General features: G+C 58.9%; 25 protein-coding genes. 13 read left to right on the top strand and 12 right to left on the bottom strand.

Going from position 1 to position 20,656, the window contains the following annotated elements:
- Positions 1-79: 79 nt before the first annotated feature.
- Both IMCC20628_RS03490 and lgt read right to left on the bottom strand, forming a co-directional pair.
- Complete coding sequence (locus tag IMCC20628_RS03490; protein WP_047029056.1) at positions 80-1,180, bottom strand: class I SAM-dependent methyltransferase; 1,101 nt, start codon at positions 1,178-1,180, stop codon at positions 80-82.
- 22 nt (positions 1,181-1,202) lie between these two features.
- Complete coding sequence (lgt, locus tag IMCC20628_RS03495; RefSeq protein WP_156174392.1) at positions 1,203-2,048, bottom strand: prolipoprotein diacylglyceryl transferase; 846 nt, start codon at positions 2,046-2,048, stop codon at positions 1,203-1,205.
- 273 nt (positions 2,049-2,321) lie between these two features.
- Between lgt and IMCC20628_RS03500 the strand changes: the two genes are divergently transcribed.
- From IMCC20628_RS03500 to IMCC20628_RS03515, 4 genes are all read left to right on the top strand, one after another.
- Positions 2,322-2,630, top strand: a complete 309-nt coding sequence (locus IMCC20628_RS03500) for an accessory factor UbiK family protein (protein ID WP_047032225.1) — start codon at positions 2,322-2,324, stop codon at positions 2,628-2,630.
- A gap of 337 nt (positions 2,631-2,967) precedes the next feature.
- Positions 2,968-3,468, top strand: a complete 501-nt coding sequence (locus IMCC20628_RS03505) for a YbjN domain-containing protein (RefSeq protein ID WP_047029057.1) — start codon at positions 2,968-2,970, stop codon at positions 3,466-3,468.
- A gap of 1 nt (position 3,469) precedes the next feature.
- Positions 3,470-4,282: a pyrroline-5-carboxylate reductase gene (gene proC, locus IMCC20628_RS03510; protein WP_047029058.1), complete on the top strand. Its 813-nt coding sequence runs from the start codon at positions 3,470-3,472 to the stop codon at positions 4,280-4,282.
- Positions 4,283-4,296: 14 nt separating this feature from the next.
- Positions 4,297-4,638 (top strand): tRNA-binding protein, encoded by a 342-nt coding sequence (locus IMCC20628_RS03515; RefSeq protein ID WP_047029059.1) that lies wholly within the window; start codon positions 4,297-4,299, stop codon positions 4,636-4,638.
- 16 nt (positions 4,639-4,654) lie between these two features.
- Here IMCC20628_RS03515 and IMCC20628_RS03520 read toward each other — a convergent pair whose 3' ends face one another.
- Positions 4,655-5,293, bottom strand: coding sequence for a pentapeptide repeat-containing protein (locus tag IMCC20628_RS03520; RefSeq protein WP_052766280.1), 639 nt, complete (start codon positions 5,291-5,293; stop codon positions 4,655-4,657).
- 101 nt (positions 5,294-5,394) lie between these two features.
- Complete coding sequence (locus tag IMCC20628_RS03525; RefSeq protein ID WP_047032226.1) at positions 5,395-6,777, bottom strand: ATP-binding protein; 1,383 nt, start codon at positions 6,775-6,777, stop codon at positions 5,395-5,397.
- A 227-nt stretch (positions 6,778-7,004) separates the two neighbouring features.
- On the opposite strand from IMCC20628_RS03525, the gene IMCC20628_RS03530 reads away from it, so the two are divergent.
- From IMCC20628_RS03530 to IMCC20628_RS25315, 5 genes are all read left to right on the top strand, one after another.
- On the top strand, positions 7,005-8,141 hold the full coding sequence (locus IMCC20628_RS03530) for a twin-arginine translocation signal domain-containing protein (RefSeq protein WP_047029061.1): 1,137 nt from the start codon (positions 7,005-7,007) through the stop codon (positions 8,139-8,141).
- A 78-nt stretch (positions 8,142-8,219) separates the two neighbouring features.
- The gene (locus IMCC20628_RS03535) at positions 8,220-8,804 is read left to right on the top strand and encodes a TRAP transporter small permease subunit (RefSeq protein WP_047029062.1); all 585 of its coding nucleotides are present in this window, start codon (positions 8,220-8,222) and stop codon (positions 8,802-8,804) included.
- Positions 8,801-10,219 (top strand): TRAP transporter large permease subunit, encoded by a 1,419-nt coding sequence (locus IMCC20628_RS03540; RefSeq protein ID WP_047029063.1) that lies wholly within the window; start codon positions 8,801-8,803, stop codon positions 10,217-10,219. Before IMCC20628_RS03535 ends, IMCC20628_RS03540 begins: the two co-directional genes overlap by 4 nt.
- Positions 10,209-11,564: an amidase gene (locus tag IMCC20628_RS03545; RefSeq protein ID WP_047029064.1), complete on the top strand. Its 1,356-nt coding sequence runs from the start codon at positions 10,209-10,211 to the stop codon at positions 11,562-11,564. The genes IMCC20628_RS03540 and IMCC20628_RS03545 overlap by 11 nt, the downstream gene beginning before the upstream one ends.
- 5 nt (positions 11,565-11,569) lie before the next feature.
- Complete coding sequence (locus IMCC20628_RS25315; RefSeq protein ID WP_197078384.1) at positions 11,570-11,728, top strand: hypothetical protein; 159 nt, start codon at positions 11,570-11,572, stop codon at positions 11,726-11,728.
- A gap of 76 nt (positions 11,729-11,804) precedes the next feature.
- Here the strand turns inward: IMCC20628_RS25315 and IMCC20628_RS03550 are convergent, their stop codons facing one another.
- Entirely contained in the window at positions 11,805-12,512 is a 708-nt protein-coding gene (locus tag IMCC20628_RS03550; protein ID WP_047029065.1) for a response regulator transcription factor, read from the bottom strand.
- Positions 12,509-13,036 carry a MarR family transcriptional regulator gene (locus IMCC20628_RS03555; protein WP_047029066.1) on the bottom strand — a complete coding sequence of 176 codons (528 nt, stop codon included), beginning with the start codon at positions 13,034-13,036 and terminating at the stop codon, positions 12,509-12,511. Before IMCC20628_RS03555 ends, IMCC20628_RS03550 begins: the two co-directional genes overlap by 4 nt.
- A 207-nt stretch (positions 13,037-13,243) precedes the next feature.
- Between IMCC20628_RS03555 and IMCC20628_RS03560 the strand changes: the two genes are divergently transcribed.
- Positions 13,244-14,134, top strand: coding sequence for a branched-chain amino acid aminotransferase (locus IMCC20628_RS03560; protein ID WP_047029067.1), 891 nt, complete (start codon positions 13,244-13,246; stop codon positions 14,132-14,134).
- Positions 14,135-14,207: 73 nt separating this feature from the next.
- On the opposite strand, the gene IMCC20628_RS03565 is transcribed toward IMCC20628_RS03560, so the two are convergent.
- On the bottom strand, positions 14,208-14,480 hold the full coding sequence (locus IMCC20628_RS03565) for a hypothetical protein (protein WP_047029068.1): 273 nt from the start codon (positions 14,478-14,480) through the stop codon (positions 14,208-14,210).
- A 105-nt stretch (positions 14,481-14,585) separates the two neighbouring features.
- Positions 14,586-15,695, bottom strand: coding sequence for a 4-hydroxyphenylpyruvate dioxygenase (gene hppD, locus IMCC20628_RS03570; RefSeq protein ID WP_047029069.1), 1,110 nt, complete (start codon positions 15,693-15,695; stop codon positions 14,586-14,588).
- Between the two features lie 154 nt (positions 15,696-15,849).
- Between hppD and IMCC20628_RS03575 the strand changes: the two genes are divergently transcribed.
- The 3 genes from IMCC20628_RS03575 (at position 15,850) to IMCC20628_RS03585 (ending at position 18,132) form a co-directional block, all read left to right on the top strand.
- Positions 15,850-16,314 (top strand): Lrp/AsnC family transcriptional regulator, encoded by a 465-nt coding sequence (locus tag IMCC20628_RS03575; protein WP_047029070.1) that lies wholly within the window; start codon positions 15,850-15,852, stop codon positions 16,312-16,314.
- Positions 16,315-16,487: 173 nt separating this feature from the next.
- The gene (locus IMCC20628_RS03580; RefSeq protein WP_052766599.1) at positions 16,488-17,390 is read left to right on the top strand and encodes a mechanosensitive ion channel domain-containing protein; all 903 of its coding nucleotides are present in this window, start codon (positions 16,488-16,490) and stop codon (positions 17,388-17,390) included.
- A 94-nt stretch (positions 17,391-17,484) separates the two neighbouring features.
- Complete coding sequence (locus IMCC20628_RS03585) at positions 17,485-18,132, top strand: MBL fold metallo-hydrolase (RefSeq protein ID WP_047029071.1); 648 nt, start codon at positions 17,485-17,487, stop codon at positions 18,130-18,132.
- An 82-nt stretch (positions 18,133-18,214) separates the two neighbouring features.
- Here IMCC20628_RS03585 and IMCC20628_RS24145 read toward each other — a convergent pair whose 3' ends face one another.
- The 4 genes from IMCC20628_RS24145 to IMCC20628_RS03610 form a co-directional block, all read right to left on the bottom strand.
- The gene (locus tag IMCC20628_RS24145) at positions 18,215-18,721 is read right to left on the bottom strand and encodes a BA14K family protein (protein WP_052766281.1); all 507 of its coding nucleotides are present in this window, start codon (positions 18,719-18,721) and stop codon (positions 18,215-18,217) included.
- Between the two features lie 305 nt (positions 18,722-19,026).
- Positions 19,027-19,239 (bottom strand): cold-shock protein, encoded by a 213-nt coding sequence (locus IMCC20628_RS03595; RefSeq protein WP_047029072.1) that lies wholly within the window; start codon positions 19,237-19,239, stop codon positions 19,027-19,029.
- A gap of 388 nt (positions 19,240-19,627) precedes the next feature.
- Complete coding sequence (locus tag IMCC20628_RS03605; RefSeq protein ID WP_047029074.1) at positions 19,628-19,870, bottom strand: DUF1344 domain-containing protein; 243 nt, start codon at positions 19,868-19,870, stop codon at positions 19,628-19,630.
- A 256-nt stretch (positions 19,871-20,126) separates the two neighbouring features.
- Positions 20,127-20,369: a DUF1344 domain-containing protein gene (locus tag IMCC20628_RS03610; protein WP_047029075.1), complete on the bottom strand. Its 243-nt coding sequence runs from the start codon at positions 20,367-20,369 to the stop codon at positions 20,127-20,129.
- Positions 20,370-20,656: the final 287 nt, after the last annotated feature.

Here is a 20,656-nt window from a genome sequence, read left to right on the forward strand (position 1 = left end):
TGGGGGGCCGAATCCGCAGATTCTGCTGGTCTGTTGGCGAATGGTGACCTGTCCGCACCGTGTCTGTCAATTCTTCCACTCAAGCGACATGCGAATCAAACGGCGCAATCTTGACTGGACTGCCGCTGATGGCGAGCACCTTGAACAGCGCTCCCATGCGTCCTTCACCTTCGCCGGCAAGCCGGTTGACGGCATCGCGAATGGTGGCCTGTGTCAAGGCGTCGCGCCCGGCACCCAGCGCGCCGGCGCGTTCCACCAGCCCCAGGCCGACCAGAAATTCTCCCTGGCTCACGGGGCGATGCACAAAGGCACCTGCGGCCTGCGCTGCCTCGGCAAGCGCCTGGAAGTCCACATGGCTTGTCAGGTCAGCTTCGCCGGGCCGGGCCAGCGGCGGATCATAATCGTGCCGGTAGACGGCCTGCAGGGTGTCGCCGAACCCGGTGACCAGATGCCCGTAGTCGATCACCAGTGCGGACCCGCCGTCGCGCAGGATTTTGCCGGCAACCGCCTGCATGATGGCGGATCGGGCAGGCGAGAGCTCGAAGATCTCCCCAATAGGCACCCGGGCTTCATCGACAGGCAGTAGTGATGTGTCAAAGCCGCCCGGTCCAAGGCCAAACGCCAGCGCTCCATCATCGTCGAGCCCCACCATGCGCTCGCGGAACCCTTCCGACGTCTTGGCGAACTGGCGGATCGGAACCGCGTCAAAAAGTTCATTGGCGACCACCAGCGTAAACCCCTCCGGGATTTCCTCAATCGTGGAGTGCCATGTTACCCGTTCCTTGATCTGTACCAGCGTCTGGCGCTGCACATTGCGCAGGCGTTTGCTGGTCTCGATCATGTGAATGCTGGCTGCAGCCTCCAGTTCGGGGGCAAGGCGGGCGATCACCCGCAACGCGTCGGACATCAAGGTGCCGCGGCCAGGGCCGATCTCGGCAATCCGCACGGGGGAGGGGGATCCCTGTGCCTGCCAGGCATGCACCAGCCAGACGCCGATCATCTCGCCAAACAGCTGCGAGACTTCGGGTGCGGTGATAAAATCACCCGACCGGCCGAAGGGCTCTTTGTTCTGGTAGTAACCATGGTCCGGATCACCGAGGCAAAGCGCAAAATAGTCCGATATGCGCAACGGGCCTGCCTGCTCGATCAACTGGGTGATTTTATGTGCAAGCGGAGTCATCGCCGTGCTCTCCCAAACTTGCCTAAGCGCCAGCATTGGCGCGCGATCTTGCTGTGGCCACAGCCCAGAGACCGACCGCCAGCATCGGCAGCGACAACACCATGCCCATGGTCAGCCAGCCACCGGCGAGATATCCGATCTGCACATCCGGCTCGCGGTAGAACTCGACAATGATGCGCGACACCGCATAGCCGATGACGAAGCAGCCGGCGATCATGCCAGGCAGTTTCAAAGCCCGGTGGCGGTAAATCAACCAGGCCAGCATCGCGAGCAGCACGATGCCCTCCAGCGCTGCCTCGTAAAGCTGCGTTGGGTGTCTGGGAAATGGCCCGCCTGTGGGGAACACAAATGCCCAGGGCGCATCGGTCAATTTGCCCCAGAGTTCGGAATTGATGAAATTGGCCAGTCGGCCAAAAAACAGACCGACAGGGACGACGGCGCAGACCACGTCAAACAGGTTGAACACCGGTATGTTGCGGCTCCGGGCGAACAGGATCATCGCGACAAGCGTACCCAGCAAGCCGCCATGGAAGGACATGCCGCCGTTCCAGATTTCGAAAACCCGGACCGGATTGGCCGAGACCGCAGCAAGGTCATAGAAGAACACGTAGCCGATCCTGCCGCCGACGACGATGCCGACCGTTGCCCAGACAAGGAAATCGTCGATGTCGAGCGCGGTCATCCGTGGTCCGCTTGCAGACCACAATCTGGCGTTTTCAACCAGCCTCCTTGCACAGCGCCAGCCCAGCAGAATGCCGGTCACATAGGCCAGGCCATACCAGCGCACCTGCACTGGGCCGAGGGCAAAAATCACCGGATCGATGTCCGGGAAGGCCATCAGCGACAACAGCGTTGCGGTAAACTCCAATGTGACTTCCTTCCTGTCCGGTGCGCCGCAACGGCGCCTGCCCGGTGTTTTGCCACGGCATCAAGGCCATTTTCGGCCCATCGGCTGTTCGACTTGTTGCAGTGACATGGCATGCGAGCTTTGCGCAAGCCTTGCGGCGCTGTGCTTTGGCTTGCAACTTAACGCATGATTGCTTACCTCAGAAGAACCGACAGCCCACTGCAACAGTACCGGACCTGGCCCGGACCTGGTCCGGACCAGGCCCGAAACAGGCCCGAAACAGGGATGAAGACCATGAACAGCGGATCGAACAAACTTCTCGATGAACTTGCAAAGCTGATGACCGATGCGGCGGGTGCTGCGCAAGGAGTGCGGCGCGAAGTCGAAACCGGCATGCGCAGCCAGCTCGAGCGGTTGCTCAATTCGATGGATCTGGTCAAACGCGAAGAATTCGAAGCGGTTCGCGACATGGCGATTAAGGCGCGTGAAGAAAATGACGCCCTGTCGGCGCGGCTTGATGCAATGGAGCAGAAGCAGTCGAAAAAGCCTGCTGCGGCGAGTAAATCCCCCGCTTCCAAGCCGGCTGCGTCGAAGAAGGCCTGACGGGCCGGTTTATCCCACATTTTTTTGCACAGGTTATCCACCGGACCGCGAGGCTCAAAAAGCCTTATGCGTGAGTCGGTTATGAGTCACGGCGGAATCAGTTTGGCAGCTTGGTCCACAGGCTGTCCCTGACTAAATGCAGTCGGGGGGCTGGCGCTCGGACTCTGCATTTATACACTGATTCTAAATGATGATTCGGAATGGGCGGCAAAAAGCCCCGCCGGGAACCGCAAGTGCGGGTACCTCTGGGTAACGGTTGAATCATGCGAGAATGACGTATTTGCCTGGCGCCGCTCACTGCGGTTCGCAAGGCGCATTATCAAAGACCAGGTGGGGCATGAATCTCAGCAATATCGAATTCGAACGGCATTCCAATCCGGTAGACATGATCGAATTCGTGGCGGCGGCGAATGATTGGACTTTTGAGCGATCCGGCGAGCACGAGATCGCAATGACGGTCGAGGGGCACTGGACGGATTATCACGTCTCGTTTTCCTGGATGGAAGATTGCGAAGCCCTGCATATCGCCAGCGCCTTCGACATCAAGGTGCCTGAAATCCGTGTCACCGAGGTGATGAAGCTTCTGTCACATGTCAACGGTCAGGTGCTGATGGGGCATTTCGACCTGTGGCAGCACGAGCACGTCATCTTGTTCCGTCAGTCGCTGCTGCTGGCAGGTGGTGCCGAGCCCACCAACCGCCAGGTCGAGGTGTTGCTGTCCAATGCGCTCGATTCCTGCGAGGCCTATTTCCAGGCTTTCCAGTTTGTCGTCTGGTCCGGCATGGACGCACAATCAGCCGTTACGGCGGTGATGTTCGAAACCCGCGGTGAGGCATAAGATGATCACTGCAGCCAGTCCTCTCGTTCTCATTGGTGCGGGCAATATGGGCGGCGCCATGCTCAATGGCTGGCTCGATGCAGGCACGGACCCGTCGACGATCGTGGTCATTGATCCCAACCCTTCCGAAGCGATGGCTGCACGGTTGGCGTCGGCCGGTGTGCGCTGTCAAAGTGCTGCGCCGGAGGGTTTGATCGCCGGCATTCTGATGCTGGCAGTCAAGCCGCAGCTCATGGATGTGGTGCTTGAAGGGGTGACCAGACTGGTCGGGCCCAAGACGGTCAGCCTGTCGATCGCGGCAGGCAAGACCATTGCGTATTTTGAAGAGCGTCTGGGCGGTGCGGTTGTGCGGACAATCCCCAATACACCGGCGATGGTCGGTCGCGGCATCACCGGCGCGGTCGCCAATGCGGCTGTCAGTGCTGAAGCCAAGGCCGAGATCGACAAGCTGCTGTCGGTCTGCGGTCCGGTCGAATGGGTCGAGGACGAGGCGCTGATCGACTCCATCACGGCAGTGTCGGGCAGTGGCCCGGCCTATGTGTTTTATCTTGTCGAGTGCATGGCAGAGGCGGGGCGCAAATGCGGTCTGCCGGCGGACCTCGCCATGCGCCTGGCGCGCGCGACCGTTACGGGGGCGGGTGAATTGATGCACCAATCTCCGGACGGCGCCGCAATTTTGAGGCAGAATGTCACCTCTCCCAACGGCACAACGGCGGCAGCTCTTGCTGTGCTGATGGCCGAGGATGGCCTCCAGCCGGTTTTCGACACGGCGCTGCAGGCTGCGGCGGATCGCTCGCGCGAACTTGCGGGCTGACCAAGAGGGTTCCGATGACCGAGACGATCAGCTTTGCCGATTTCGAAAAAGTCGACATCCGCACCGGTACGGTGGTGGCCGCAGAGGTCTTTCCCGAGGCGCGCAAACCGGCGTTCAAGCTGCGGATCGATTTCGGCCCGGACATCGGCGAGAAGAAATCCTCAGCGCAAATCACCGAGCATTATTCGCCCGAAACACTTGTCGGGCGGCAGGTGATGGCGGTGGTGAATTTCCCGCCACGCCAGATCGGGCCGTTCATGTCGGAAGTGCTGACGCTCGGGTTTGCCGACGACAACGGTGATATTGTCCTTGCGGCAATCGACAAGACAGTTCCGAACGGCTCACGGTTGATGTGAGCCGCTGCCGGACGGTTTAAACGACCTTGAGGCCGAGACTGGAAAGCAGGCCGGCGGCTTGCTGTTTTGAAATGATGGCTCCCTTGAACCGGGAGGCATCGGCAAGATGAAGATTGCCCAGATCACAGCCTCTCAGATCGGCGCCTTCGAAGCGGGCGTTGGTCACGTTCGCGTCCCGCAGACTGCAGCGCGTGAGTGTTGCCTCGCGGAAATCTGCTTCGGTCAGATCCGCGCCTTCGAAGTCGATCTCTTCAAGTTCTGACCGGCGGAATGACAATCCACGGAGTTGGGCGCTGACCAGCAGGCATCGCTCAAACTCGAGACCAAGCGTGCGCGCATCAACGATCTGCATGCCGGTCAGCTTGCAATCCGTAAACACGGCGGCAGACAGGATCGCCCGGGTCCAGTTGGTGTTGTTGAGATCGCAGGAAACGAAGCGGGCATCGGTGAGATCGCAAGACGAGAAATTCGCACGCGCGGCACGGCAGCGTACGAATTCACAACTGTTGAAATCGATCCCCTTCAGCGCTGCTTCACTGAGGTTCCACCCGACAAGACGAACCGGTTCACCATGCAGCCGCAGGACGGCCTCGATGTCCGCTCTGGTCGCGACGCTATTGGGGGATGCGGCAATTTCAACGCATGAATCAGTCAAGAGAATGTCGACCTTCGCAATCGGAGAGCTATTCCTCAGTTCCCACCGCGCACGGCTGAAACTGCAGTAAGTCCAGTCGTGCCACGCTTGCGCGGACGCCGCTAGGCAGGCAGGCGGACGGTTGCACGCAGGCCGCCTTTTTCGCTGTCGGTCAGGGTGACATCACCGCCATGGCTGCGGGCAATGTCACGCACGATGGCCAGTCCCAGTCCTGTACCCGATTCGTCCTGATTGCGCGCTGCATCAAGCCGGTAGAACGGCCGGAATACATCTTCGCGTGCGTCTTCCGGAATTCCGGGGCCATCGTCATCAATGGATATGGTCAGCCACCTGCCGCGGTTCTGCGCATGGATGGAGACCTCGTCGGCATAGCGGCAGGCGTTGGACACCAGATTGGTCAACAACCGGGCAAAGGCATTTGGCCGCACATTGATCTCGTCACTGCCCTCCACCGATACCGTCACCAGGGTGCCGCGCAAGCGTCCGTCTTCGGCGATTTTATTGATCACGCTGTTGAGGCTAACCGTGCCGACGTCCTCTTCTGCTTCACCACGGGCAAATGAAAGATAGCTGTCGAGCATCGACTGCATGTCGTCGATGTCCTTGTTCAGTCCTTCCAGTTCGGGACCGTCTCCGACAAGCGCGAGTTGCAGGCGGAAGCGGGTGAGAATGGTGCGCAAGTCGTGACTGACGCCCGAGAGCATGGCGGTGCGCTGCTCCAGTTGCCGCTCGATGCGTTCGCGCATCTTGATGAACGCGACACCGGCGCGGCGCACTTCGTCGGCGCCGCGGGGCCGGAAATCATCAGGCATGCGCTGCCCCTTGCCAAAACTTTCCGCGGCTTGCGTCAGCTTCAGGATGGGCCGGATCTGGCCGCGCAGGAACAGGATCGCGATCGCCAGCAGCACCAGCGAGGTACCGACCATCCACAACAGGAAAATGTGGGTGTTGGAGGCATAGGCCTGGCTTCGCTTGGCAAACACCCTGAGAATCTTGTCGTCGAGCTTGATCCGCACTTCGACGATGTTGGAATTGCCGACCGTGTCGATCCAGAACGGCAGGTGGATCTGGCGGGTGATCTCTTCGGACAGGATCTGATCGAGGATCGAGAAGAACGGTTTTGGCCGCGGGGCGGGCAGATCGCCGGGCGGCTCGATAGCAATGTTGAGTTCGAGGCGTTCGCGGGCGATCCGGATAATCCGATCATAGCCGGCGTCCTGCGGGAATGTGTCTAGCACATCGATGATGGCGGCGATGTCACGGGTCACGGCCATGGACAGCCGCTGGGTCACCGTCTGCCAGTGCCGTTCCATGAAGACGAAGGCGATGACAGACTGCAACAGCACCATCGGAATGATGATGATCAGCAGCGCGCGGGCATAAAGCCGGGTCGGAATTCGCTTGGTGAACCAGCGCGTGAATCTGCGCAAGCCGTTGGGCGGATAGCGTTCATATTCCCGGCGGATGGAATCCATGCTGGTCATTTCGGTGCGTCCCATTCCTGGCTGGTCCATGTTTCGGTGAGACCGGCCGCCTGATTGCTTATAGCGTCGAGCGGGGGAGGACGGCTAGGGTGTGTGGAAAAGCAGTCCACATATCGGCTTTGAACATCTAAATTTTTTAAGACCGCGAGCATCGGCTTGCCATTTCAACCAAGTTGCATAATATTTCATATGTTGAAGTGTGAATGAACCAACTGGGAGGATTGGACATGCAGAATCAGATCGACAAAACCGTTTCACGACGGTCGTTTTTGAAAAAGGGGTCGATGTTGGGAGGCGTGGCCGCCGTGGGCGCTTTGTCGGCGCCGGCAGTGCTGGCGCAGGCGCCATTGGTGGTGAAGATGCAGACCTCGTGGCCTGCCTCCGACATCTGGATGGACTTTGCGCGCGAATATACCACCCGGGTGGAGGAAATGTCGGGCGGACGCCTCCAGATTGACCTTTTGCCCTCCGGCGCGATCGTCGGCGCGTTCCAGGTGATGGATGCCTGCAACGATGGCGTGCTGGATGCGGCTCACACGGTGCCGGTCTACTGGTACGGCAAATCCAAGGCAGCATCATTCTTCGGCACCGGCCCGGTCTTCGGCGGCTCGGCCACCACAATGCTCGGCTGGTTCTATCAGGGTGGCGGCGCAGAGCTTTACCGCGAACTGACGCAGGATGTGCTTGGCCTTAATGTCTATGGCTATATGGGCATGCCTATGCCGGCACAGCCTTTTGGCTGGTTCAAGGGCGAAGTCAATTCAGTCGCCGATATCCAGGGGTTCAAATATCGCACCGTCGGCCTGGCTGCCGATCTGCTGCAGTCGATGGGCATGTCCGTCGCCCAGCTTCCGGGCGGTGAAATCGTCCCGTCCATGGAACGCGGCGTGATCGACGCCTTCGAGTTCAACAACCCCTCGTCCGACCGCAGGTTCGGCGCTCAGGATGTGGCCAAGAACTATTATCTCTCGTCTTACCACCAAGCGTCGGAAGCCTTCGAGTTCATCTTCAACAAGGACTTCATGGACGATCTCGAGCCCGACCTTCAGGCAATCCTGAAATATGGTGTCGAGGCCTCGGCCACATCGAACCTCGCGCTTGCGATGCGCGAATATTCCAAGGATCTGGCGGAACTGCAGTCCGATGACGGGGTCACGGTGCATCGCACGTCGAAGGAAATCCTTGCTGCGCAGTTGGAAGCCTGGGACACGCTCATTACCGATCTGGAAGCTGATCCCTTCAACAAGAAGGTCATGGACAGCCAGCGCGCCTGGGTCGAGCAGGTCGCCTATTACGAGCTGATGAACGCGCCGGACCTGGGTCTGGCCTATGAGCACTACTTCCCGGGCAAGCTGAAGATGTAAACCTGTCCGGTTAATTGCTGCAATGATCCGGCGGACACTGCTCCGCCGGATCCCTCTGGCACGGAAAAGTGGCTGCTCATGATTCGATACATCCGTTTTGCTGACACCTTGTCGGCGGCTTTCGGCAAGGCCTTCGCCTGGCTGATCATTCTCATGGCTTTCGGCACCGGGTATGAAGTGGTTTCTCGATACCTCTTCAACGCTCCGACGCCCTGGGCGCTCGACATCTCGTTTATCATGTACGGATCGCTGTTCATGATGGGTGGTGCCTATACGCTGTCGCGCGGTGGTCATGTGAGGGGCGATTTTCTCTATCGTCTCTGGCGTCCGCAGACTCAGGCGAAAGTGGATCTGGTGCTCTATCTGCTGTTCTTTTTTCCCGGTGTTACGGCGCTGATCGTGACGGGCTGGAAATATGCCTCGCGTTCCTGGGGGTATGGCGAGGTCAGCGTCAACAGCCCCGCGGGCATCCCGATCTACCAGTTCAAGACGGTGATCATGGCCGCGGGCATTCTCCTGTTCATTCAGGGGATTGCCCAGGTTTTCCGCTGCATTGTCTGCATGCGCACCGGCCAGTGGATAGAGGCCGATGAAGATGTGCGCGAGACCGAAGATCTGTTGATGAAGAAGGCCGACGAGGCCGAGACTGGCGGACATATATGACCGACCCTCAAATTGCCCTGATGATGCTGGGCCTGTTCATCTTCATGGTGTTCCTGGGCTTTCCGATCGCTTTTACACTGATGGCCATGGGAATCGGCTTCGGCTACTACGCCTATTTCGATCCCTCGCGGATGTGGCGCTCCTATTTTCGACTCGATGAGCTGGCGAGCACCTGGGACAGCGTATCCCTCTGGATAGATGGGTTCTTCAACAACCGCATCTTCGACCTCTTCATCAATCAGACCTATACGGTGATGTCCAACGAGGTGCTGACGGCGGTGCCGCTGTTCCTGTTCATGGGCTACATCGTCGAGCGCGCCAACATCGTTAACCGACTGTTTTCGACCCTCAACCTCGCCTCCAAGCGGGTGCCGGGATCGATGGGCGTGGCGGCGTTGATCACCTGCGCATTGTTTGCCACCGCCACCGGCATTGTCGGCGCCGTGGTCACGCTGATGGGTCTGCTGGCATTGCCTGCGATGCTGAAAGCGCGCTACGACCCGGCTTTCGCCTCCGGCATCATCTGCGCCGGCGGCACGCTCGGCATCCTGATCCCGCCCTCGATCATGCTGATCGTCTATGCCGCGTCGTCGGGGGTTTCCATCGTCAAGCTCTACGCTGGTGCGCTTCTGCCCGGCTTCACCCTCGTCGGTCTGTACCTGGTATATATTGTCGGCCGTTCGCTGCTGCAGCCGAGCGTTGCGCCGCGACCGACCGATGAGGAAGTGCCGGATGTGCCGACGGGCCGGTTGGTGTTCCTGATCGTCACTTCGTTCTTCCCGCTGGCGTTTCTGATCATAGCGGTTCTGGGCTCGATCCTGTTCGGCCTGGCGACACCAACGGAGGCCGCCTCCATTGGTGCGCTCGGCGGCATAGGTCTGGCTATCGCTTATGGGGCCATGACCTGGCAGCGGCTGCGCGAAAGCGTTTATCTGACGGTGCGGACCACGGCGATGGTGTGCTGGCTGTTTGTCGGCTCCTACGTCTTCTCCTCGGTGTTCTCATATCTGGGCGGCGAACAGATTATCTCAGAATTCGTCATGGGGCTGGACCTGACCCCGTTCCAGTTCCTGCTTCTGGCCCAGTTGATCATCTTCCTTCTGGGTTGGCCGCTGGAATGGTCGGAGATCATCATCATCTTCGTGCCGATCTTCCTGCCGCTGCTGGCGATCTTCGACATTGATCCGCTGTTCTTCGGCATTCTTGTCGCGCTCAATCTGCAAACGTCGTTTCTGACGCCGCCGATGGCCATGTCAGCTTATTATCTCAAGGGGATAGCACCGCCTGAGGTGAAGCTGACGCAGATCTTTGCCGGGGTCATGCCGTTCTTGTTGATGGTCTTCATCTGCATGGCGCTGATGTATACGTTCCCGCAGATCGTCTACTACCTGCCGGAACGCTTCTATGGCAAATGATCCTATGGCTATGATTGGCCTGAGCGCTTTGGAGGCACGGGAACGGATGGCCAGCGGTGCGCTGACCGCGGTTGACTATATGCGCGGCTGTCTGGACCGGATTGCTGCCGTGGAGGGTGAAATCCAGGCCTTCGAGTGGTTCGATGCGGATTTCGCGATGCGGCAGGCCCAGGGCGCCGATGCGCACCGCAAGTCGGGCCGTCCTATCGGAGCGCTGCACGGGCTGCCGGTGGCGTTGAAGGACATCATCGACACCCGCGGTATTCCGACGGCCAATGGAACCATGCTCGATGCCGGTCGGGTTCCCGAGCGTGATGCGGTCATCGTCGAGAAGCTGCGCGCGGCGGGCGCCATCATCATCGGCAAGACGGTTACCACCGAACTTGCGTTCATGCATCCGGGCAAGACCCGCAATCCGGTCAATCCGGCGCACACGCCGGGCGGCTCGTCCTCCGGCTCTGCCGCCGCTGTGGCAGCGGGCATGGTGCCGCTGGCTGTCGGCACCCAGACAGGTGGTTCCGTCATCCGGCCCGCCGCCTATTGTGGCGTCACGGGCTTCCTGCCGTCGGCAGGCAGTATCCCGCGTACCGGCATACTGACGCAATCACCGACGCTCGACCGGGTGGGTGTCTTCGCCCGATCCGTCGAGGATGCCGCGATGCTGGCCGAGGTGTTGTTCGGTCACGATGAACTCGACAAGGCGACAATTCCGGCGCCGCATCCAAAGCTGCTCTCGATCGCGTCAACCGACGCGCCGGTGCGGCCGCAATTCGTCTTCATCCGCACGCCCTACTGGCAAAAGGCAAGCAATGCCTGCCAGCAGGCGATGGAGGAGCTTGCAGAACATCTGGGCGAGGGCTGTTTCGAGACCGGCCTGCCGGATGCCTTCGGCGAGGCGGCGAGCATGCGCGAGCGGATCAATCTGGCGGAAATGTCCAAATGCTACCATCGCTATATCCGTGACGGCGGCAAGCAATTGTCTCCTCAACTTTCCGAAGCCCTCGAGAAGGGCGGCAAGACGTTGGCACATGACTACATCGCCGCGCTGGACTGGCCTGATTATCTCTATTCCGGCCTCGATGCTGTCTTCCAGCGTTGCGATGCGATCCTGACGCCTGCCGCGCCCGGACCGGCACCAAAGGGGCTGGAGAGTACAGGCGATCCGGTGTTCAATGGACTCTGGACGCTGTGCGGCACGCCGACCATCACGCTCCCGCTGTTTACCGATGAGGAAGGCATGCCGATGGGGGTGCAACTTGTCGGACCGCGCGGTGGTGACGCTCGCCTGCTCAGAACCGCCAGGTGGCTGGTGAAGCATCTCGAAACCGACGGCCAGGGAGACTGACGACCATGGAACGGATTCTCACGATTTTTGCCTTCATCATCCTATGCGGCTTTCTGGGTGTGCTCGTCTATAAACTGCCAAGGCTCGACCTTGGCGCAGTGATTGGGCTGACTGTGGCGATGGCTTTCTACGACCTGTTCGTTCACAAACGGCCGGAACGATAACGTATCAAGTCAAAGAGTTACCGCGTTTTGCCGGATGGGAGGCGTTACGGACCACGGTAAGCTCAACAAGCGCGCTTCAAGTCGTCGTCTCGACACTCAGACGGTAGCCGATGCCGCGGACAGTCTGCAGCCAGACCGGATTGGACGGGTCTTCCTCGATCTTGCGGCGCAGGCGGTTGATCTGCACGTCGATGGTGCGCTCACCAACCTCGACATCGGCGCCGACAAGTTCGTGGCGTGGCACGGTGTCACCGGCATTTTCGGCAAATGTCACCATTATCTCGCGTTCGCGGTCCGTAAGCCGAACCGGTTCGCCGGATTTTTTCAACTCGCGCCGGGCAATGACGAAGGTGAAGGGGCCGAACACCACCTGTTCAACCTTGGGTGTCGCCGGTTGGCCGCCGCGCTTGAGAATATTGTTGATTCTGAGAACCAGTTCGCGCGGGTTGAACGGCTTGGGCAGGTAATCGTCAGCACCGGCTTCAAGTCCGTCGATCCTAGCATCGCCCTCGGCCAGCGCAGTCAGCATCAGGATCGGCACGGTCTTGGCCTCGCGCAGTGACCGTGTCAGCGCCAATCCGCTTTCACCGGGCATCATCACGTCAATGATGAGCAGGTCGAAATCGATGCCGTCGAGCTTGCGGCGCGCTTCGGCTGCATCGGCAGCGGTGGTCACGCGAAAACCCTGTTCGGAGAGATAGCGCGAGAGCAGATCGCGAATGCGGGTGTCGTCGTCAACGACAAGCAGATGGGCGGCGTCATCGCCCGGCAAGGAAGTGGTCATCGGTCTTGTCCCTCCTTCAAGTCATCCCGGTTCGGGTCCTGGGCGGCGGTGTTGATCATGCCCGACAGGAATGTCTTGACCGCGGCGCGCCCGCTGTCGTCCAGAGTCTCAAGTGCATTGGCGATGCGGCGAGACTGTGGCCTCGCCAGTGCCAACGCAAGATCGCGCCCGCGCGACGTCGGAAACAGCTGGCGTTGCCTGCGGTCCTCGGGGCCGGCAACCTGGGTAATGTAGCCTGAATCGATCAATTGCTTGAGCACGCGCGCCAGTGATTGCTTGGTGATTTTCAAGGTTTCGAGCAAGGCTGCAACTGTCAGTCCCGGTTCACGGTTGACGAAATGGACTACCCGGTGATGCGCCCGGCCAAACCCGAAGGTTCCGAGAATGGCATCTGGGTCCGAGGTGAAGTCCCGATAGGCGAAAAACACCAGCTCGATGATCTCGAAATCGATGCCCTCTTCGTCGCCAATCGGATGGTCGCATATTTCCTCGGATGAGGGCTTGCTTGCGCCGGCGCGGTTCATGACGACTTTTCCTTTCGAATACGTCAGCTATGTTGACATAAATTGGCGCAATTGCTAGCAATCAATTGTGCGCGAGACCGATCGGCCTTGCCCTCCGGCTTGCTATTGCCCGTTTCCCGGCGCCGTTTCCGGCACCTGGCCTCACGGTCACCGACACCGGCTTCAGACAACGATTATCACGGCGGCATGCCGCCTGGAGGAAACGTGATGGCGTCCGTACCTTTTGATCAGCTTGAGGGTGAAATCTGGTTCAATGGTGAGTTTGTGCCGTGGAAGGACGCGAAAATCCACGTTCTGACCCATGGCCTGCACTATGCCAGTGCCGTCTTTGAAGGCGAGCGCGCCTATGGCGGCGAGATCTTCAAACTGACAGAACATACAGAGCGGCTTCACACATCCGGTGAAATCCTCGGTTTCAAGATCCCTTACAGTGTGGCGGAAATTGATGCCGCCTGTGTCGAACTGCTGTCGCGTCAAGGGTTCACCGACGCTTACGTTCGGCCGATTGCCTGGCGCGGTTCGGAGATGATGGGTGTGTCGGCCCAGAAGAACAAGATCAACCTGTCGATCGCGATCTGGCAGTGGCCGAGTTATTTCAAGCCGGAAGAACGCATGAAGGGCATCCGGCTGGATCTCGCCGAGTATCGCCGCCCGGACCCGCGCACCGCGCCTTGCCGCTCCAAGGCGGCCGGCCTTTACATGATCTGCACCCTGTCCAAGCATCGCGCCGAAGAACGCGGTTACGCCGATGCGCTGATGCTCGACTGGCGCGGCCAGGTCGCTGAAGCCACCGGTGCCAATGTGTTCTTCGTGCGTGACGGCAAGATCCACACGCCGACACCGGATTGTTTCCTCGACGGCATCACCCGCCGCACCGTGATCGGTCTCGCCAAGAAGCGTGGCTATGAGGTGATCGAGCGGGCAATCATGCCCGAGGAATTCGACAGTTTCGAGCAATGTTTCCTGACCGGCACTGCGGCGGAAGTCACACCGGTTTCCGAAATCGGTCCGCACAGCTTCACGGTCGGCGAGATCGCCATGAATCTGGTCAATGATTACATGGCCGAAGTTCAGCCCAAGCGCGTTGCTGCTGAATAGACATTTCGAATAGGTATGAAAAAGGCGGCGTTCCGATGGGAAGGCCGCCTTTTTCATGTGAAGAACAGCGATGTTATTTCTTCATGTTGCCCATGACCATGCCGACGATACCAGCGAGCACGCCGCCGCCGGCTACACCGCCAACCGCATCACCAGCCATGCCTGACAGTGCGCCCATGTCGCCTCCGAGCACACTGAGCAGCAGGCCACCACCGACGCCACCGACTGCGCCGATGACGGAGCGACCGATCGGGCTCAGCGCTACCTGTTTTAATGCCGCGCCGACCGCATTGCCGCCGATGGCGCCACCGACCAGTTGAATAATGATGGGAAGAAGAGCTTCCATTGGACCATATCCCTCTTGTTATCTGCTGCCATACCAGTGCAGCAAATCAAGCTTGAGGGTGGAAAAAGGCCGGAGTCAATTCCGGCCTGTTGATAAGCGGGGCAGTTATTCTGCGGCTTCGCCGATGACACCGCGGCGAATCTGGTCTTCTTCTATGGATTCGAACAGGGCGCGGAAGTTGCCTTCGCCAAAGCCCTCATCGCCCTTGCGCTGGATGAATTCGAAAAAGATCGGCCCGATCACGGTCTTAGAAAACACCTGCAACAGGATCTTGGTCATGCCGCCGTCGATGACACCTTCGCCATCAATCAGGATGCCGTGCTTCTTCATTTTCTCAAGCGGTTCGTCATGGTCATGCACGCGGGTTTTGGAAAGATCGTAGTAGGTGTCGGGCGGTCCGGGCATGAACTTGACGCCCTTGTCGGCGATCCAGTCGGTGCCGGCATAGATATCATCGGTGCCCACCGCGATATGCTGGATGCCTTCGCCATTGTATTTGCGCAAATACTCTTCGATCTGGCTCTTGTCGTCGGTGGATTCGTTGAGCGGAATGCGGATCCGGCCACAAGGCGAGGTGATGGCGCGCGAGACCAGCCCGGTGAGCTTGCCTTCGATGTCGAAGAAGTGGATCTGCTTGAAGTTGAACAGGTCGCGATAAAAATCCCACCATTTGTCCATGTTGCCGCGGATGACATTGTGGGTCAGGTGGTCAAGATAGTAGAAACCGGCGCCTTCGGGCTTGGGGTCGCGTACGCCCAGCCATTCAAAGTCGGCGTCGTAGGGGGAACCTTGTTCACCCCAGGTGTCGATGAAATAGAGCAATGACCCGCCGATGCCGACGATTGCCGGGACATCCAGTGTCTTGTCGCTCCCAGTGTATTCTTCTGCGCCTTTTGACACAGCGTGAGCAAGCGCTCGCTTGGCGTCATCGACGCGCCAGGCCATCGACGGCGCGCAAGGGCCGTGGGTGGTGACGAAGCGATCGGCGAAGGAACCCTTCTCGGCATTGAGGATGTAATTGATATCGCCCTGCCGCCAGACCGTGATCGCCTTGGAACGGTGGCGCGCAACCGGTTGATAGCCCATGCGCGCAAACAGCGCTTCCAGGGCCTCGGGATCGGGATGGGCGAATTCGACAAACTCGAATCCGTTGGTGCCGGCCGGATTGTCTTCCGAAATGGTCGCGCGCGGCGCATCGTGGGGGAACGGGCCCATCTTGTCTCTCCTGATTTATCATGCGCAGATCGTGATCGCCCGCGCTTGTTGACTGGTGCGCATATTGCAGCGTATTCAGTGCAAGGTGCATGCAATCGGCGCGTACAATTTGTAAATTGCGCACAATGTGTGAGAATATTGGAGAAAAATCAGCATGATCGTGCATGTCGACGAGTTTGACCGCAAATTGCTTCGGCTTTTGCAGCAGGATGGGCGGCTCACCAACAATGAACTGTCGCAAAAGGTCAATCTGTCGGCTTCGCAATGTTCGCGGCGGCGTACACGGCTGGAACAGGACGGCTACATCAAGGGCTATCGCGCCGATCTCGACCGCGAAAAACTGGGCCTCGGGATTGTCAATCTGATCACGGTGACGCTGGCGACCCATAATCGCGACAATGCCCAGCGCTTTGCCAAGCTGATCGGCGGCTTGCCTGAGGTGCTTGAAGCCCATTCTCTGACTGGGGAAATGGACTACATCATCAAGGTGGTAACCCCGGATCTGCGCAGCCTTTCGGCCTTTGTCAGCGATGTGTTGCTGCCGCACGAATCGGTCCAGCATGTCAAAACCGCCATTGTGCTCGACACCCTGAAAGAAGGCGGCGGGCTGCCGGTTTGAGTGAGGGCATGGCTGTCATTGCGGCGGAACCACCGATTCAAAATTCAGATTTTTGCGTATGCAGGGAACAAAACGTCCGCAGCCTCGTTGTCTTGCCCGACTGTTGGTTCAATAATTGCGGGCCACGGTAGTGTAGAAATTTGAGAGGTTTCAGAATCAGTATGGAAGAATTGATGGCGACTGCATCCGAATCCCAATTGGGGCAACTCGTGGGATCATGGGGTGAGGCCATCGATGGGCTTCAGATTCTGGCTGTTTCCTATGCGGTTTCGGTCATCGGCGCGATCCTCATTCTCATTGCCGGCTGGACCATTTCCCGCCTGTTGGGACGCTGGGTTCGCAACCTCTTGACCAGAACACAACGGGTGGACCCGACCGTCGTCGGTTTCTTTTCCATTTTTGTCCGCTATGCCGTTCTGGTGGTCGTGGTCATCATGGTGCTTGGGCAGTTCGGGGTGCAGACAGCCTCGATCGTCACCGCGCTGGGTGCTGCGGGTCTCGCCATTGGCCTGGCCCTGCAGGGCACCTTGCAGAACATAGCCGCCGGTATCATGCTGCTGGTTTTGCGGCCTTTTAGGGTCGGTGAATATATCGACGCTGGCGGCGTTTCGGGCACCATTGTGGAAATAGGGCTGTTTGCCACCGAGATGAAGACCTTGGACGGATTGTACCGGATGGCGCCTAACTCGCAGCTGTGGAACGTGCCAGTCACCAATTACTCACGCGAGCCGGAGCGGCGCTACGATCTGGTCATCGGCATTGGCTATGAGGACGACATCGACAAGGCACAATCCGTTCTTATGGATCTGGCTGCAGCGGACGACCGGATTCTGGTTGATCCTGAACCCTGGGCCTTCGTCTCCGAACTGGGTGACAGCGCGGTTGCCGTCACATTGCGCTACTGGACCAGGTCAGCGGACTGGTGGACCACCAGCCGCGAGATCACCAAAGCTGCGAAACTTGCCTTTGACGAAAACGGCATTTCGATCCCGTTCCCGCAAATCACCTATTCTGGTTCGCTCGAGGTTGAGACGGAAAGCGCCCGAGAGGATGCTGGCCAAACTCGAAATCCGTAGGTTGGCCCTACAAACCGTGCGCGCGGGAGGGTGACATCTCAATCCCGCGCGTTCACCTTGCCGTCAATGAGTCGATCAACAAGGGAATTCAATCATGGGCAATTTGCAGGCGGGCATCATTCCCGTCACCCCATTCCAGCAGAATTGCACAGTGCTGTTTGATCAGGACACCAAATCGGGCGTGGTCGTCGATCCGGGCGGCGATGTCGACGTGATCCTGCAGACCATCACCGAGAACGGCCTGACCATCGAGGCAATCTGGCTGACGCACGGGCATATCGATCATGCCGGTGGCGCTGACGAGTTGCGCGAGAAGCTCGGCGTCAAGGTTATCGGACCGCATGAGGCGGACCTGCCGTTGCTGTCGGGACTGGAGGAGCAGGCCAAGATGTTCGGTCTCGATATGGAGGTCCACAATCTGACGCCGGATCAATGGCTCAACGATGGAGACAAGGTCTCGTTTGGCACGCATGAGTTCGAGGTTTCACACACGCCCGGCCACGCGCCCGGTCATGTGATCTTCTACAATCGGAAGGAGGGGTTTGCGCATCTGGGCGATGTGTTGTTCGCCGGCTCGATCGGCCGCACCGACCTTCCCGGTGGCGATCACCAGACGCTTCTCAACTCGATCCGCGACAAGGTGTTTCCACTGGGCGATGAGACCGGCTTTATTTGCGGTCACGGGCCGGGCGGCAAGATTGGCGACGAACGCCGAACCAATCCGTTTCTCAAGGGGCTGTGAGCCGCACCCGGCATATCAGAATGCAGCAACGCCGCGGGTTCGAATTAACACGCGGCGTTGCTGGCAGGGATTGTCCGATGGACTACTTGGCGACGCAGAAATGGTCCTGGCCGTCATAGCCGCGATAGGTGCCTGTGGAGGCATTGAATGAGCGGTAGTGGTCTTCGCAATAATTGTACCAGGACTGGGTCCAGGGTTCACCATAGCCGCTGCTGGCGGCGCGGGGAGCTTCCGGGTAGTAGTCCCGCTGCACGGGCTCCGAGCGGTACATCACTCGCGGTTGGTTGTTGCTGTTTTGGATCGCACCACCGATTATCGCGCCGACACCGAGGCCGATGATGCCCAGCACGATCGCGTCACTGTTACTGTCCTGGCCACCCCGGCGGCCGTGACGATCCTGGCGGTAGTTGTACTGTTTTCCCCGGTGCTTGTTTTGCCGGTAGATGCCGCCGTTCTTGGTGTTCTGGCCAAATTTCTCCTGATGCCATGCACCGCTTTCGCCAGCGCTTGCCATGGTTGGAGTCAACGGCGCAAAGGCTGTGGCGGCGGTCAGCATCGTGATGCTCAGCTTTTTGGCAAATGTGTTCATCGAAATGTCCTTTCCGGTTGACGGATCTTGGTGCGACCGGTGCTTCCGGCTTGCATGAACCCTATCGATGTCAAGCTGAACGGCGGCTGAACGGAAAACCAGGCCTGGTGGCGAAAATCGAGAGCGTCATTCACGCGAGGAACAATGCAAAAGCCCGGCGATTGGAATCGCCGGGCTGTCTCACGCGCGTGGCTTGCCTCAATCCCCGCGTCACTCGCACGCAGGGATCAGTGCAAAACACAAAAGCAGTGCATGTCCGATCCGTTCAATCGGTCCCGATTGAACGTGGCATGCGTAGTCCTCGATCAGGCGAGGCTAAGATTGACTGCCTTCGGTCCCTTGCCGCGGCGATCGGGCTCGGTGTCGAAGGCAACTTTCTGATTTTCTTCCAGGCCGGTCAGTCCGGAAGCCTGAACGGCGGAGATGTGAACGAAGATGTCCGCACCGCCATTGTCGGGCTTGATGAAACCAAAGCCCTTGTCGAGGTTGAAGAATTTTACGATACCAGTTTCGGCCATGCTGTCAGGTCCTTTGATTGCCTTCCGGTTTCCACGCGGTTTGCCCGGTCGGCGAGCATCATGTCATATCCCGCATTTGCGCGAGGGTTATGGCAGGCAGTTCTTGAAGTGTGTGGAAAGGTCCTGATTATTGCGACTTTGCCTTCTGTGCACCCTTGGGTGTGTTGGCTTTCATCCCAGTCGCCCGAAGTTTTTTGTACGCTTCGGCCCGCATGTTTCTGGTCTTCCCGTGTTCGCAAATTGCCCGAACCACCAAAAGATGATTGTTTTGTCGGAAATTGGCAAGCAAAAGTTTGATGACGCTTGCCCGGGCCATGGCTGTTGCTTGATGAGGCCCTTATTGTTGCTTGGCCGGATCACGGGGAGCGATCCGGCCAAGCATCTGCAATTATTCGACGATCGAGACTTCGGTTGCGTCGGTTGTGCCGTCTGCGAACATCACGTGGACGGTCGCGCCGGCTTCGACGCCTTCCAGAGCGACGCCTTCGGCAGCGACGAAGGTTTCACCGGATTCCAGGACGATTGTTGCGGTTGCTGCGTCAACAGACTTGACGACGCCTTCGACTTCGCCAGCGAAGGCGGTCGAGATCATGGCAGCGGATGCGAATGCGATTGCTACGAACTTGTTCATGGTGTTTTCCATTGGTTGTTACCCCTGTCCGCCACCGGCCGGCAGATGTGCCGGACTGGTATCGATGACGACGGGACGGTGCTGATATGCGACGGCTTCATGGCCGGCGCAAGCGGCAGAAATATATATTTTTCAAGGCTGAAAGCGGCTTAATTCCGCCATGATCCGGCCGGTTGTAGCTGGCCTTTTCTGTGCTTTTTCCTTGAATGCGAGAGCTTTGGCCGAAGCGCTCTGTTTTCGACCAGAGTCCGAAAAATTACTCCACCACGGCAACCGATGTGGCGTCGGTGGTGCCGTCATTGTAGGTGATGACCACCTTGCCGCCGGGCTGCAAGGTATCGAGCTGGACTTCATCGGCGAGATGGAATGCCTCACCGCTTTCAAGAACGATCATCTTGGTGGCCGGGTCGTAATTGGTGACGACGCCCTCGACTTCCGCAGCGTGAGCTATGCCGGCCAGGCTGAGTACGGAAACGGCTGTGATAAGGATCTTTTTCATGATTGCGACTCCCTTGTTTTGCTTGCACCGGTGTTGGTGTTTGCTGGTCGAACCTGAAACCGATGGCGGCTTTTCGCAAATCACTTGGCGTGAATAAAAAGAACAATTTCAATGACATAATGTCGCCGTATTGTGGCGGGTGAACGCTTTGAAACAGCCCCTGGGCATGATGCAACGTCGCAAATCGCTGGTGGGTCAAGGCGTTCGCATTGCCCCGGTTTCGCCCGGATTAAGGCAGGCTTGCGACTGCGCACATGCCGGCTTGATCACGAACCATCGCTGATGAT

The sequence above is a fragment of the Hoeflea sp. IMCC20628 genome, assembly GCF_001011155.1.
Lineage (GTDB): Bacteria > Pseudomonadota > Alphaproteobacteria > Rhizobiales > Rhizobiaceae > Hoeflea.

Coding starts and splice junctions, on each gene's coding strand:
- IMCC20628_RS03500 (WP_047032225.1), top strand. CDS start 2,322: ATGAACAGCGGATCGAACAAACTTCTCGATGAACTTGCAAAGCTGATG.
- IMCC20628_RS03595 (WP_047029072.1), bottom strand. CDS start 19,239: ATGGCCGAAACTGGTATCGTAAAATTCTTCAACCTCGACAAGGGCTTT.
- IMCC20628_RS03580 (WP_052766599.1), top strand. CDS start 16,488: ATGGCGACTGCATCCGAATCCCAATTGGGGCAACTCGTGGGATCATGG.
- IMCC20628_RS03545 (WP_047029064.1), top strand. CDS start 10,209: ATGGCAAATGATCCTATGGCTATGATTGGCCTGAGCGCTTTGGAGGCA.
- hppD (WP_047029069.1), bottom strand. CDS start 15,695: ATGGGCCCGTTCCCCCACGATGCGCCGCGCGCGACCATTTCGGAAGAC.
- IMCC20628_RS03550 (WP_047029065.1), bottom strand. CDS start 12,512: ATGACCACTTCCTTGCCGGGCGATGACGCCGCCCATCTGCTTGTCGTT.
- IMCC20628_RS03490 (WP_047029056.1), bottom strand. CDS start 1,180: ATGACTCCGCTTGCACATAAAATCACCCAGTTGATCGAGCAGGCAGGC.
- IMCC20628_RS03610 (WP_047029075.1), bottom strand. CDS start 20,369: ATGAAAAAGATCCTTATCACAGCCGTTTCCGTACTCAGCCTGGCCGGC.
- IMCC20628_RS03515 (WP_047029059.1), top strand. CDS start 4,297: ATGACCGAGACGATCAGCTTTGCCGATTTCGAAAAAGTCGACATCCGC.
- IMCC20628_RS24145 (WP_052766281.1), bottom strand. CDS start 18,721: ATGAACACATTTGCCAAAAAGCTGAGCATCACGATGCTGACCGCCGCC.
- IMCC20628_RS03555 (WP_047029066.1), bottom strand. CDS start 13,036: ATGAACCGCGCCGGCGCAAGCAAGCCCTCATCCGAGGAAATATGCGAC.
- IMCC20628_RS03525 (WP_047032226.1), bottom strand. CDS start 6,777: ATGACCAGCATGGATTCCATCCGCCGGGAATATGAACGCTATCCGCCC.
- IMCC20628_RS03565 (WP_047029068.1), bottom strand. CDS start 14,480: ATGGAAGCTCTTCTTCCCATCATTATTCAACTGGTCGGTGGCGCCATC.
- IMCC20628_RS03560 (WP_047029067.1), top strand. CDS start 13,244: ATGGCGTCCGTACCTTTTGATCAGCTTGAGGGTGAAATCTGGTTCAAT.
- IMCC20628_RS03575 (WP_047029070.1), top strand. CDS start 15,850: ATGATCGTGCATGTCGACGAGTTTGACCGCAAATTGCTTCGGCTTTTG.
- proC (WP_047029058.1), top strand. CDS start 3,470: ATGATCACTGCAGCCAGTCCTCTCGTTCTCATTGGTGCGGGCAATATG.
- IMCC20628_RS03540 (WP_047029063.1), top strand. CDS start 8,801: ATGACCGACCCTCAAATTGCCCTGATGATGCTGGGCCTGTTCATCTTC.
- IMCC20628_RS03530 (WP_047029061.1), top strand. CDS start 7,005: ATGCAGAATCAGATCGACAAAACCGTTTCACGACGGTCGTTTTTGAAA.
- IMCC20628_RS03505 (WP_047029057.1), top strand. CDS start 2,968: ATGAATCTCAGCAATATCGAATTCGAACGGCATTCCAATCCGGTAGAC.
- IMCC20628_RS03585 (WP_047029071.1), top strand. CDS start 17,485: ATGGGCAATTTGCAGGCGGGCATCATTCCCGTCACCCCATTCCAGCAG.
- IMCC20628_RS25315 (WP_197078384.1), top strand. CDS start 11,570: ATGGAACGGATTCTCACGATTTTTGCCTTCATCATCCTATGCGGCTTT.
- IMCC20628_RS03535 (WP_047029062.1), top strand. CDS start 8,220: ATGATTCGATACATCCGTTTTGCTGACACCTTGTCGGCGGCTTTCGGC.
- IMCC20628_RS03605 (WP_047029074.1), bottom strand. CDS start 19,870: ATGAACAAGTTCGTAGCAATCGCATTCGCATCCGCTGCCATGATCTCG.